General features: G+C 67.1%; 13 protein-coding genes. 5 read left to right on the top strand and 8 right to left on the bottom strand.

Translation table 11 applies throughout. The features are described 5' to 3' along the window. The first annotated feature begins 76 nt into the window (after positions 1 to 76). Complete coding sequence (locus IDF66_RS17340; protein WP_164307086.1) at positions 77 to 619, top strand: MOSC domain-containing protein; 543 nt, start codon at positions 77 to 79, stop codon at positions 617 to 619. Here the strand turns inward: IDF66_RS17340 and IDF66_RS17335 are convergent. The 8 genes from IDF66_RS17335 to IDF66_RS17300 form a co-directional block, all read right to left on the bottom strand. Continuing rightward, positions 597 to 1,580 (bottom strand): proline dehydrogenase family protein, encoded by a 984-nt coding sequence (locus tag IDF66_RS17335; RefSeq protein ID WP_190267894.1) that lies wholly within the window; start codon positions 1,578 to 1,580, stop codon positions 597 to 599. The genes IDF66_RS17340 and IDF66_RS17335 overlap by 23 nt on opposite strands. A 28-nt stretch (positions 1,581 to 1,608) precedes the next feature. Beyond that, positions 1,609 to 3,237 (bottom strand): L-glutamate gamma-semialdehyde dehydrogenase, encoded by a 1,629-nt coding sequence (pruA, locus tag IDF66_RS17330; protein ID WP_190267893.1) that lies wholly within the window; start codon positions 3,235 to 3,237, stop codon positions 1,609 to 1,611. A gap of 87 nt (positions 3,238 to 3,324) precedes the next feature. Then, positions 3,325 to 4,122 (bottom strand): ABC transporter permease, encoded by a 798-nt coding sequence (locus tag IDF66_RS17325; RefSeq protein WP_190267892.1) that lies wholly within the window; start codon positions 4,120 to 4,122, stop codon positions 3,325 to 3,327. Then, the gene (locus IDF66_RS17320; protein ID WP_190267891.1) at positions 4,122 to 5,018 is read right to left on the bottom strand and encodes a 2-aminoethylphosphonate ABC transporter permease subunit; all 897 of its coding nucleotides are present in this window, start codon (positions 5,016 to 5,018) and stop codon (positions 4,122 to 4,124) included. Before IDF66_RS17320 ends, IDF66_RS17325 begins: the two co-directional genes overlap by 1 nt. Next, positions 5,015 to 6,172, bottom strand: coding sequence for an ABC transporter ATP-binding protein (locus tag IDF66_RS17315; protein ID WP_190267890.1), 1,158 nt, complete (start codon positions 6,170 to 6,172; stop codon positions 5,015 to 5,017). The genes IDF66_RS17320 and IDF66_RS17315 overlap by 4 nt, the downstream gene beginning before the upstream one ends. A 1-nt stretch (position 6,173) precedes the next feature. Then, positions 6,174 to 7,235, bottom strand: a complete 1,062-nt coding sequence (locus tag IDF66_RS17310; protein ID WP_190267889.1) for a 2-aminoethylphosphonate ABC transporter substrate-binding protein — start codon at positions 7,233 to 7,235, stop codon at positions 6,174 to 6,176. A 78-nt stretch (positions 7,236 to 7,313) separates the two neighbouring features. Beyond that, the gene (locus tag IDF66_RS17305; protein ID WP_190267888.1) at positions 7,314 to 7,997 is read right to left on the bottom strand and encodes a phosphonatase-like hydrolase; all 684 of its coding nucleotides are present in this window, start codon (positions 7,995 to 7,997) and stop codon (positions 7,314 to 7,316) included. Between the two features lie 21 nt (positions 7,998 to 8,018). Continuing rightward, positions 8,019 to 9,155: a TIGR03364 family FAD-dependent oxidoreductase gene (locus IDF66_RS17300; RefSeq protein WP_190267887.1), complete on the bottom strand. Its 1,137-nt coding sequence runs from the start codon at positions 9,153 to 9,155 to the stop codon at positions 8,019 to 8,021. A gap of 98 nt (positions 9,156 to 9,253) precedes the next feature. On the opposite strand from IDF66_RS17300, the gene IDF66_RS17295 reads away from it, so the two are divergent. The 4 genes from IDF66_RS17295 (at position 9,254) to IDF66_RS17280 (ending at position 12,587) form a co-directional block, all read left to right on the top strand. Next, the gene (locus tag IDF66_RS17295) at positions 9,254 to 9,814 is read left to right on the top strand and encodes an HD family phosphohydrolase (protein ID WP_190267886.1); all 561 of its coding nucleotides are present in this window, start codon (positions 9,254 to 9,256) and stop codon (positions 9,812 to 9,814) included. Further along, entirely contained in the window at positions 9,808 to 10,512 is a 705-nt protein-coding gene (locus IDF66_RS17290; protein WP_223309724.1) for a GntR family transcriptional regulator, read from the top strand. Before IDF66_RS17295 ends, IDF66_RS17290 begins: the two co-directional genes overlap by 7 nt. Positions 10,513 to 10,578: 66 nt before the next feature. Further along, the gene (locus IDF66_RS17285; RefSeq protein WP_190267885.1) at positions 10,579 to 12,219 is read left to right on the top strand and encodes a PucR family transcriptional regulator; all 1,641 of its coding nucleotides are present in this window, start codon (positions 10,579 to 10,581) and stop codon (positions 12,217 to 12,219) included. Further along, the gene (locus tag IDF66_RS17280; RefSeq protein WP_190267884.1) at positions 12,216 to 12,587 is read left to right on the top strand and encodes a TraR/DksA family transcriptional regulator; all 372 of its coding nucleotides are present in this window, start codon (positions 12,216 to 12,218) and stop codon (positions 12,585 to 12,587) included. Before IDF66_RS17285 ends, IDF66_RS17280 begins: the two co-directional genes overlap by 4 nt. Positions 12,588 to 12,651 lie beyond the last annotated feature (64 nt).

Below are 12,651 nucleotides of genomic sequence, written 5' to 3'. Positions count from 1 at the left end.
CAATACCCAATATGGACCCACTGAGACATGGTGTTTATGAATGCGGCCACCGGTTCGCTGCGAATACGGTAGCGGTATGGAGTACCGGTTCGAGGTCGTCTCGTTGTTGGTGTCGCCGCGGCACGCCTACTTCGGCAGGCCCAAGGACGGCCCAGCCGACGATGTGGAGACCATTGCCCCGGATCGGGTGGACATCGTGGCGGACAAGGGGATACGCGGCGACCGCTTCTTCGGGATCCGGGCGCACACCGAGGCCTCGGTCACCTTCTTGGCGCTCGAAGCGTGGCAGGCGGCCGCGGGCGACGTCGATCCGGTCGTCGCGCGACGCAATATCGTGGTCGGCGGCCTCGAACTCGACCCGCTGCGCGGTCGTGAATTCGAGATCGACAGTGGCGACGGCGGGATCGTCTTCCGCGGCGGACGTCCCGCCCATCCGTGTTCGTGGATGGACTCGATGGCGGGTGAGGGTGTCCGCAAGGCGCTCATCGGTCGCGGCGGGCTGCGTGCCCAGCCGCTGTCGTCGGGCGTTCTCCGCGTCGGCAAGGCGGTGATCAGATGCGACGTCGAACTCGATGCGGCGCGGGCTGCCGATCAGGTCAAGCGGGCACAACCGTTGTGACCGGACGGCCTCGATCCGCGAGTGCCCGGAGAAAGAAGGCGACGTTGGCGGGCCGCTCGGCGAGGCGTCGGACGAAGTAGCCGTACCACTCCCGACCGTAGGGGATGTACACGCGCACGCGATGCCCGTCTCCGGCGAGCCGCAACTGTTCGTCGGTGCGGATGCCGTACAGCATCTGGTGCTCCCAGGAGTCCGGGGTCCGACCGAACTCCGCCACGAGTTCGTGCGCGGCACCGATCATCATCGGATCGTGGCTGGCCACCATCGGGTATCCGTTGCCTTTCATCAGGATCCGCAGGCAACGCAGGTACGCCTCGTCGACCTGGGCGCGATCGGTGAACGCCACGGTGGGCGGCTCCGCATATGCGCCCTTGCACAGTCGGATTCGTACGTCGGATTCGGCGAACTCACGACAATCGTCTTCGGTGCGGCGCAGGTATGCCTGCAGGACGGTACCGAGGGAGGGGAAATCGCGACGCACGGTCCGCAGAATGTCGAGCCGCTCGTCGACGGTGGCGTGGTCCTCGGCATCGATCGTCACGAGGACGCCGGCTGTCTCGGCCGCTGTGCAGATGATGTGGACATTCTCTTCGGCGATCTTGCGCCCGTGTCGCGGTAGCATCTGCCCGAGGGCAGAGAGCTTCACCGATACCTCCAGGGCCTTCGGGTCCGGCGATGGCATCCTCGACATCTCCTCGAGGAGCGAGAGATACGCGTCGACGGTCTGTGTGGCCTGCGCCTCGTCGGTGGTGTCCTCGCCGAGATGGTCGATGGTGACCGACAATCCGTTGCCCAGTGACCTGCGTATCGCCGCCGACACGTCGTCCTGTGTCTCTCCGGGGACGAAGCGCTCGACGACCCGCCTGGTCACCGTCAGCCGCTGCGACGTCGCCTTGATGCGATCGCTGGCAGCGGCCGCGGTGATGATCGGGCGTAGCGCGGTGTCGAAGAATCTGCTCATCGTGTGTTCCTCTGTGGTCTCGAGCAGATCAGGCCATGTGCGGATAGCCGGATGCAGTGGGCGGCACGAAGGTCTCCTTGATGGTTCTCGTGGAGGTCCAGCGCATCAGATTGGCCTTCGAACCCGCCTTGTCGTTGGTGCCCGATGCGCGCGCGCCACCGAAGGGTTGCTGGCCGACGACGGCGCCGGTGGGCTTGTCGTTGACGTAGAAATTGCCTGCTGCCTGTCGCAGCAGGTCGGACGCGGTGGCGACGGCGCCGAGGTCGGTGGCGATCACCGAGCCCGTCAGGGCATATCTCGCGGTCGAATCCACCAGCCCCAGAGTGTGTTCGAAATCGTCGTCCTCGTACACATGGACCGACAGCACAGGTCCGAAGTACTCGGTGGAGAACGCCTCGTCGTAGGGGTCGTCGGACAGCAGTACCGTCGGGCGCACGAAATAGCCCTCGCTGTCGTCGCACTCGCCTCCGACGGCGACCGTCATGTGGGGCACGGTCTTGGCGCGGTCGATCGCCGCGACATTCTTGTCGTAGGCGCGACGGTCGATCAGTGCGCCACCGAAATTTCCCAGATCGCGGACGTCTCCATAGGTCAGCTGATCTGCTTCGGCGAGGAAGTCGTCGCCCATGCGCGCCCACACCGACCGCGCGATGTATACGCGGGATGCGGCAGAACACTTCTGACCCTGATACTCGAATGCGCCGCGGATCAACGCAGTGCGCGTGACATCGGGATCGGCAGAAGCATGCGCGACGATGAAGTCCTTGCCGCCGGTCTCGCCGACGATTCGCGGATAGTTCCGGTACCGGTCGATGTTCGTGCCGACCTCTCGCCAGAGGTGCTGGAACGTCTTCGTCGAGCCGGTGAAATGGATACCCGCGAGATGTTCATCGGCGAGGACCACCTCCGACAGGGCGGCACCATCACCATGCACCAGGTTGATCACGCCGTCGGGAAGTCCTGCATCCCTGAGCAATTGCATCGTGAGGTGCGCTGCGTACGCCTGTGTCGGCGACGGCTTCCAGACGACCGTGTCGCCCATCAGCATCGGCGCGGTCGGCAGGTTGCCTGCGATCGCGGTGAAGTTGAACGGGGTGATCGCGTAGACGAATCCGTCCAACGGCCGATGATCGAGCCGATTCCAGACCCCCGGCGACGACACCGGTTGTTCGGCGAGGATCTCGCGGGCGAAGGTGACGTTGAATCGCCAGAAGTCGATGAGTTCGCACGGTGCGTCGATCTCGGCCTGCTGCACCGACTTCGACTGACCGAGCATGGTCGCGGCGGCAATCCGCTCCCGCCATGGGCCACTCAGCAGGTCGGCGGCACGCAGGAGGACGGCGGCACGGTCGTCGAAGGAGGTCGCCGCCCACGCCGGCGCAGCTGTCCGTGCCGCCGTGACGGCGGCCTCGGCGTCGTCGTGGGTCGCATTGCAGATGGTTCCCAACACCTCGCGGTGCGCGTGAGGCTGGACGACATCGATGCGCTGGCCGCTACCGTGCAGTTCGTACCCGCCGATGACGTGGGGGAGTTCCATCGGGCCCGCCGAGGACTGCCTGCGGAGTTCGTCGGTGATCCGGGTTCGCTCGGGAGTACCGGGTGCATAGGTGTGGACCGGCTCGTTCGACGGGCGCGGCGGCGTGGTGATGGCATCCATACCAGGAGTTCAGCACCTCGGACCACGAGACGATATGTCCGATCAGCAAACCAATCCTCGCCGTTTTTGTCGAAACGGACAAGGTCGTCATCGCATCTCGGCGCGCGACCGAATCCGGCCGAGGAGCGCCAAGGCGATCAGCGTCGCTGCCAGGAGTACCGACGTGCATGCCGCCGCGGAGAACACCTGACCGCGGTCGGACAGACCGAAGATCGTCACCGGGAGGGTCTTCCAGGTCGCGGGGTAGACCATCACGGTGGCGCCCAGTTCACCCATCGACAGGGCCACGGCCAGGCCTGCCGCTGCGCCCAGGGCCGGCAGCAGGAGCGGCAGGGTCACGCGGGTCAGGACCCGAAACGGTCCCGCCCCGAGCGATTCCGCGGCCTGTCGGTAGGCGGGATCGAGTCGCTCCAGGGCGGCCGAGACGGCGCTGAAGGCGAACGCCAGCACCAAGACCGTGTGCGCGACGATGACGATCCACTTCGTCCCGCCGAGCAGGAGGGGTTTCTCGTTGAAACTGATCAACAGGCCCAGGCCGATCGCGACCGACGGTACCGCGATCGGCAGGTGGAACACCGCGTCAACGATCCTGCCGACCGGCCCGCTCGCCTCGCGGGCGGCGATTGCCGCCCAGGTACCCAGGAGCAGTGCCAGCGTGCCGGCGATGAACGCCGTCTGGAGGCTCACCGACAGGCTGGCGACGTTGTCGCCGGAGAGGGCGTCGCCGAAGTGTGCGAGGCCGAGATCCGACGGCAACGGTCCCGTCCAGGAACCCGCGAACCCGGCCACCACGACGGTGGCGATGGGCGCGACGAACACCACCAGGGCCACCACGGCGAACAACGTCCAGGCAACCGCGCGGCCTCGTCGAGTCCAGAACAACATCAGCGGCCTCCTGGCCGGCTCGTCGTCATCCGTGCGAACACGAGCCGGTATCCGCCGTAGAGGGTCAGTGACAGGAGCACCTGCACGGTCGCGATGACTGCCGCTCCTGGGAGGTCGAAGGAGACGATTCCGCGCGTGTACACGAGCATCGGCAGCGTCACCACGTCTTTCGCGCCGGTGAACAGCACGATGCCGAACTCGTTGAGCGTCAACAGCAGTACCAGGCTGCCGCCTGCCATCAGCGAGGGCACCGCCTCGGGCAAGACCACGGTGCGCAGTACACGCCACGGCGACGCGCCCAGGCTGGCGGCCACGTCGAGCTGATCTCGTGACATCACCGTGAACGACGCGAGCAACGGGCGGACGACGAAGGGGGTGAAGAAGGTGATCTCCGCGGCGATGACCCCGGCAGGCGTCGCGAGGAAGTTCAGTGGCCGATGACCGGTGACCTCGAAGATGGCCGCATTCACCGCGCCCGCACTCCCGTACAGGAACGTGAACGCGAGTGTGATGAGAAATGACGGCAGGGCGAGCACGGTGTCGATCAGGCGTGCCACGAGGCCCGAGCCCGGGAAAGGGACGAAGGCCAGCACGATCGCGAGGAACGTGCCGAGGACGAGGCAACCGACGGTGGAGCACACGGCGATCTCTGCCGTCGTCGCGAGCGCGCGCAGGAAGATCTCACTGCCCAGCACGGCTCGCCAGGTGCTCTGACCGGTGCCGGCTGCGGATTCGGTCAGGACACGGATCAGAGGGTATACCGCGATCACGAGGACGATCAGCAGCGGCGCCGCGACCCAGGCCACCGGACGCCATCGGTCCGGAGTCGAATTCTGTTGCAGTTCAGCCTGTTCGATCGGTGGCGGCGTTCGCGCCAGCACATCACTCGTGCTCATCGTGTCGGCCCCGCAGCCTCCACCAGCACGCCGGTGGGGTTCGGAAACCGCACCCCGACACGCGATTCGATCGGATGCTCCACGCGTCCGGTCACATCGGCCTCGAGGAGCTGGTCGGGCAGTCCGTCGACGGCGAGCGTGAAACGGGTTGTCGCGCCACGCCACACCGACCCGGTCACCCGGGCGGCCAGTGACCCGGCCGCCCACAGGGTGGTCACCTCCATCTCGTGGGGACGGATACAGAGCCAAGCCCTGGTCCCGGGAGCCCATCGTCGCGTTGGCGCGGGCGCGCTCCCGGTGAACATCTTGTCGCCAACCGAGACCAGCGCCGTGGTACCCGACACCCGGCCGACAGTGCATCCGATCAGGTTCGCGCCGCCGAGGAAACCCGCGGTGAAGCTGCTGGGCGGGCGCGACCACAACTCATCGGCGGTACCGATGTCGACGAGTTGCGCGTCCCGCATCACCGCGACCCGGGACGCGAGCGCGAGCGCCTCGGACTGATCGTGCGTCACGTACAGCATCGTCGTGTCGGGCAACGCATCCCGCAGCCGTTGCAACTCGATCACCATGGACTGGCGCAGCGCCGCGTCGAGTGCGGCGAGCGGTTCGTCGAGGAGCAGCACATCGGGTCGGATCGCCAGCGCCCTGGCGATCGCCACGCGCTGCTGTTGTCCGCCGGAGAGCTCACGGGGCAGTCGTGACGCGTAGTCGGACATACTGACCATCGCGAGGGCATCCGAGACCCGTTCGGTGATCTGCGCTTTGGGGATACGGCGCGCCTTGAGGCCGAACGCGACATTGTCACGGACCCGCATGTGCGGGAACAGTGCGTACGACTGCACCACCACACCGATGCCGCGCTTGGCGGGCGGCAGGTCGGTCACGTCCCGGCCCGACAGACGGACCCGTCCGGCGCTCGGCCGCACGAATCCGGCCAGAGCCTTGAGCGCCGTCGACTTACCCGATCCGCTCGGCCCGAGCAGGGCGATGGTCTCTCCGCGCTCGACTCGGAGGGTGAAGTCGAGCAGGGCGTCGGTGGACTTCTTGCCGCGCCCGTAGGAGACGGTCACGCGGTCGAAGGCGATGCTCGGTTGCGCCGGAGCGGCAGTGCCGGAGACGCGCGCGGTCGGGGTCGTCAACGGGTTGGACATCTCAGCTCCCGGTGGATTTCTGGTATGCAGCGACGTCGGTATCGAGCGACGTGAGCACCGAGTTCCAGTCGGGGTGCCACACGGTGACACCCGTCATCACCTCGGACGGGGTCGGGGTGGTGCCGTCGGGAGCAGGCGGCGCGACGTCGGTGCGGACCGAGACACCGAGCGCTTGGGTGCCCACGGTCTGTTGGACGTCCTTCGAGAGCAGGAACTCGAGCAGTTGACGGGCGTTGTCGGCGTGCGGCGCGCCCTTGGTGACGCCCGCGAAATAGGGCAGGGACACGGTGGTCCGCGACCCGTCGGGCATCGCGGGGAAGAACAGGTTGAACTTCGACCCGTCGTCGCGGATCGATGCCAGGTTCATCTGCACATCGCCGTTGGCCACCATCAGTTCGCCATTGCTGACCTTGGGCTGGAGCTTGCCGGTCGAGCTCGACGGACCGACATTGTTGACCTGCAGTTTCGACAGGTAGTCGAGGGCGGCCTGATCGCCCATGAGGTGTTGCAGCAGAAGCAGAACCGCAGTGCCGTCACCGGCCTGGCCGGGTGTGGAGTACTGGATCTTGCCCTTGAATCGCGGTGCGAGGAGGTCGTCCCAGGTCTTCGGGGCCGGCGTGGCCGACGGATTCGCGATGAACGACAAGTAGTTGTCGACGATGGCGACAAACTTGCCGTCTGCATCCTTGTCGGCCTTGTCCACCGCCGTCGTGTCCACGCCGCTGTCGGCGAGCAGGCCCTGACCCGCCGCCTTCTGGATGAACGGCGGCAAGGTGACCAGTAGGTCTGCCTGCGGATTGGACTGCTCCTTCTGGACGCGCGACACCACCTCTCCCGAACCGGCTTCCACGATGTTGACCGAGATCCCGGTCTGCTGCCGGAAGGTGTCGAACTCGGTCTTGTACCAGCTTCCGAGCCCGTCGGCGGTGTACACGGTGATGCTCTTGTCGCCCGACTCGGAGGTTCCGGTACCGCCGCAGGCGGCGGTGACGGCCACAGTGGCCGTGGTCAGGGCGAGAACGGCGGTACGCAGGGTGCCGCGTCGAAAGGCGGAGAGGCGCATGCTGTTTCCTTCATTCGGGTGATGAGGTGGAGGTGATCGGGTGGCCGACGCGCCGTTGCGTACGGTCCCGGGTCTTGATCAATGGGTGAGCAGCTCGCCGAACTGGCGCACGGAGTCGACGATGTGGGTGGCGCCTGCGGCGTTCAGGCGCGTTTCGTCATGCGCGCCGGTGAGGGCGCCTGCCACGATCTCTGCGCCTGCTCGGATCCCGCTCGTGATGTCGTTGGCGGTGTCGCCGAGGACGGCGACCTGGCGGACGTCGTCGATCCGCAGATCGATCACCGCGGACAGGATCATGTCCGGGAAGGGGCGGCCCCGTAGGGTGGCCGACGGCGCAACTGTCAGGTCCGCGAGCCCTTCCCAGCCGAGCGCGGTCAGCAGCCGACGCTGTGTCTCGGCACTGAAACCGGTCGTCAGCGCGACCTTGATCCCGGCGGTCCGCAACGCGTCGATGGTGTCGGCGGCCCCGCCGATCTCGCGCACGCCGCCATCGGAAAGTGATGAGGCGTAGGCATTCTCGAATGCGGTGTTGGCGAGTTGGGCGCGCGCTTCGTCACCGTCGACCAGATGACGGAAGACGACGATCTTGGACTGGCCCATGGTGTCGACCACGTACTGGCGTGCCTGTGCGTGGTCTGGGCCGTCCGCGGGGAGCCCCGCGGCCTCGGCGGCGGCATCGAACGCGGCCAGCACGAGGCCGTCGTCGGCGACAGTGGTGCCTGCCATGTCGAGCGCGGCCAGACGGATCTTCAGATCGGACAAGGGGATACCTTTCGAGTGGGCTCAGAGATTCATCAGGTCGGCGGTCTGTTCGCCGATGGCGGGGCCGAGCGTCATCCCACGGCCGCCGGGACCGGTGACCACCCAGACGCCGGGAGACACCTGCTCCCGGAACGCGATCGCAGCCGGGTCCAGGCATTGCGAGTAGACGCCCGACCACCGGCGGACGATGCCGGGCAGAGACCGGCCGAGCAGGGATTCGACGACCTGTCGGAGATGTTCGTAAGGCTCCTCGGTGACATCGAATCCGAACACCGCATCGTCGTCGTACTCATGGGTGTCGCCGATCGTCAGCCCGCCGTCGAGTCGCTGCACGCAGAGCAACTGCATGCGGTGCTCGGCCGCGACCGTGGACTGGGACTGGCTCGCCGTCAGCCCCTCGAGCGCATCGCCGGCGAAACCCGGGTAGTACCGGAAGCTGTCGGAGTCGGCGATCGCGGTGGTCAGCTGCTCGCCGAGCGGAGCGGTCTGCATCATCTGCAGGCGGACGCGTCGGACCGGCGGTGCCGCGCCGAGCAACTCGCGGGTGAGACCACCGTGTATCGCGCCGGGACAGTGGATGACCGCGTCGCCATGGTGCGTCGTCCCATGGTCGTCGCGCACCGACACGCCGGACTCCGCCGATTCGACCGACCGGACCTCGCGTCCGGGCACGAAATCGTACCGACCGGTACCGGCGAGGTGGGTTCGGAGAGCGGGCAGTGCGATGCGGGACTCGACCGCGCCGTCACGAGAACAGTGCAGTCCGGCGCGGAAGTCACCACGCAGCGCGGGATTGATCTGTCGCACGGCCTCCGGATCGAGCAGCGTGAAACCGCGATCGGCGGCATCGGGCCGGGTGGACACGTCTTCGGCCACCGCGAGCTCGGCGGCGGTCCGGACCATCGTGAGTGACCCGCACGGTCGGAACCCGATGCCGGGTACCTCGGTCCCGATCTTCTCCCAGAGGTCGCGCGACCGTTGCGCCGCACCGAGTTCACCCGGTGCGCGACCGGAGATCCAGACGAGACCGAAGTTGCGGACCGTGGCGCCACGCGCCTCTCGTTCGCGCTCGATCTGCACCACCCGGTGCCCGCGAACGACGGCCGACCACGCGTGGGCGGTGCCCAGGATTCCCCCGCCGATGACGATGATCTTCATGCGGATCAGTCTGCAATCTTTGGTCTAGACCAAACAGGATCCGCTACGGAAACACTCGGTGAACTTTTGGTCTAGACCAAAGGCGCTATGCTCGACACATGTCGTCTTCGTCCGAGATCGCTGCCGAGGTGACCGCTGTGCTCCGATCCCTGCGTGGCATCTGGGATGAGCCGGCCGTCGACGAGCTCGACCACGCGATGCAGGCCGGATGGCATGCCCAGGCAGACGGCGCGCCCGATGGCCTCGTCCTCGCCGCGGTTCTCCACGATGTCGGCCGGAGCCCACTCGTGCCCGGGTCCGAGCCGCACGATCGGATCGCCCGTGAATGGCTGACCCCTCGGTTCGGGGCGCGGGTGGGCTGGCTGGCCGGGGCGCATGTCGCGGCGAAACGATTCCTCGCGGCCACCGAATCCGGCTATGCCGCCGGACTTTCCGAAACATCGGTGGATTCGCTGGCGCATCAGGGCGGAGCAGGCGGTGTCGATGGTTCGTGGACGGCGCACCCGTGGTGGCCCGATGCGATCCGGTTGCGTCGATACGACGACGCCGCAAAGGTTGTCGGGGCGCCGGGAATGGACATCGCCGAGGCCGCCATCCTGGCCGCGAGGATCGCGGGTCGGTCGGAGATCGAGCCGCGGCCGGGGGGAATGTCATGGTGACCGTCGAGCCCCGCAAGTACTACCGGGTGCGGACCGAACTCGATCGAATGGTCTCCGCTCTCGACGAGGGCGATGCCGTTCCGCCCGAACGTGCCCTCGCCGAGCAGTTCTCGGTCGCGCGAGAGACGGTGCGGCAGGCCCTGCAAGATCTGCTCGTGGAGGGGCGAATCGAGAGGCGAGGCCGTCGGACCGTCGTTTCGGCACCGAAATTGGTGCAGCCGTTGTCCTTACGCTCCTACACCGAGGGTGCCAAGGAGCACGGGCGCGTGCCCGGGCGCATCCTGGTGACCTTCGAGGAGATCGTGGGCGATCAGCCGATGTGCGATGCGTTGGGTATCGCACCGGGTTCACCGGTGATGCATCTGGAACGGGTATTGCTGGCGGACGGGGTCAAGCTGGGTCTGGAGAGCACGTATCTCGCCCAGGCCAGATTCGGCGATTTCGCGCAGACCTTCGACCCGCAGACGTCGCTGTACGCCGCAATACGAGCGAAGGGCGTCGAGTTCGCCAGCGCCGAGGAACGCATCGAGACCGCGCTGGCCTCGCCCCGGGAGGCCGATCTCCTGGAGACGACCACCCTCATGCCGATGATGCTGCTCCGCCGTCGTTCGCTCGACACCGACGGAATGCCCATCGAGGTGGTGCGGTCGCTCTATCGTGGCGACCGGGTCGCGTTCGCGGCTGTGCTGCACAGCTGACCGGATCCGTACGGAGTCGTCGGGAAGCTGTCCGATCACACAATGAACGGCGCAATAATTGGTCGTATGACCACCCCTACGGGCGTATCCCTCGGTCAATTGCTCCTCGCCCTCGACAACACCGTCGCGACGCTGGTGGGTGCCCCGAATGGCCTGGACCAGCGGCTGTCGTCGGCGGCGCTCCTCGACGTCGACGACATCCACCTCGGCCTCGGTCGCGCGGCCCGTGGTGCCGAACTGTTCCTGTTCGTCGGCGTCCCCGATGACGACGTGCTGACGTGGTTGTCGGGTCTCGGCGCACATCGGCCGGTGGCCATTCTCTGCAAGGCGCCGTCGGGACGAGTCGTCGAGCGTGCCGAGACGAACGGCGTCGCCGTCGTCGCGATCGATCCACACGCGCGCTGGGAGCGGATTTACCACCTGGTCATGCGCGTCCTGGAGGGAGCTCCCGGGCTCGGCTCGGGCATGGCGGGTGAATCGATGCGGTCCGGGGCGATCGGCGACCTCTTCGAACTTGCGTCCGAGGTCGCCCGGCGAACCGGCGGACTCGTCAGTATCGAGGACGAGCGGTCCCACGTCCTCGCCTACAGCAGTGCCGGGGACGAGGCAGACGAATTGCGCCGGCTCTCGATCCTCGGTCGGGAAGGGCCACCGGAGATGCTCGCCTGGCTGCGGCAGTGGGGCGTGATGGACGCGGTACGTATCGCGACCGACGTGGTCGTCGTCGACGAACGGGCCGATCTGGCACTGCGTCCGCGGCGCGCCATCGGTATTCGCCGGCCCGCGGCGGACGGGTCGGGGGAGTTCCTCGGTGTCCTGTGGCTCCAGCAAGGACGCACAGCGCTGTCCACGGACACCGACGAGGTGCTTGCGGGGGCGGCCGCCGTTGCCGCACGGATGATCTCGCGCCGCAAAGCCGCGGGAACCGCTCACGACGACGTGGTCCGCCGTCTGCTGGGTGCGCGGGGGGAGGTCGTCGACGCCGATTACCTCGGCACTCAGCTCGGCATCGCTGTCGACCTGCCGATGACGGTTGTCGGCTTCGGCGCGGCAAACGACGACGGCCCGGCTGCGGTGCTCGAGGCGTCCGGCGAGGTGTCGGCACTCACCTTGCACGCGAGTGCGTTCAGTCAACTGTCGGTGATGTCCACGATCGGATCTCGCGCGTACGTCATACTCCCGCAGGTGGATCCCGACGCGACCGTGGCCTGGGGGAAGTCGGTCATCATGGCCGCGGAACGCCAGTTCGGCGTCGCGTTGCGGGCGGTGATCGCCGGGCCGGATGAGGGGCTCGCGACGGTGCCCGGGTTGCGCGCACAGGTCGATCGCGTTCTCGACGCCGCCGAACGCGAAGGAGAATTGATCGCCGACGTGACGACGGTCGGCGAATCGCAGACCGGCGTACTCCTCGGCGAGATCGTCGCCCATCTCACCGCGAACCCGGAACTGATGGACACCCGGGTCGTCGAGCTCGCCGAGACGGACCGGCGCACCGGCAGCGAGTTCGTCACGTCGCTGCGCGTGTACCTCGACCGATTCGGCGATGTACGCTCGGCCGCATCGACTTTGCACATACATCCGAACACCCTCCGGTATCGGATTCGTCGGCTGCAGGAGATCACCGGAATGGACCTCGACGACCCGGCGACCCGACTCGTCGTCGCGCTGTCGCTCCGTGCCGGTGTGGCGTCGAAAGCAATGATGTGAGTCCCCGCGATCACGACGGCGTCCGCTCGACTCTGGGCGCGGAACGCGACTCGACCGTTTCGCTCATCGAGGCGCTGTCGTCACGGTTGCGGTCGGTCGTCGAGGCGACGGCCGACTCCAGCTCCGACGACGAACACGATCCCGAAGGCACGACACTCGCCGTCGAGCGCGGACAGATCGTCGCGCAACTCGACAGGTCGCGGGTGCGTCTCGATGAGATCGATGCGGCGTTCGGCCGCCTCGATCACGGTACATACGGCCGCTGCGAGAGTTGTGGTGAGTCGATCGGCCCGGAGCGTCTCGATGCGCTGCCTGCTGCGCGGCACTGTATCGCCTGTGCGACGCGCAATTCCGCTCGACGCTGGTGACCCCGGCGCGAAACGCATTGCTGTCGGCGGAAATCGGTTGCTCGACGACAGTGCCCGCCGGTGA

The organism is Gordonia hankookensis (assembly GCF_014673215.1).
Lineage (GTDB): Bacteria > Actinomycetota > Actinomycetes > Mycobacteriales > Mycobacteriaceae > Gordonia > Gordonia hankookensis.
This window is presented reverse-complemented; position numbering and strand designations above follow the sequence as displayed.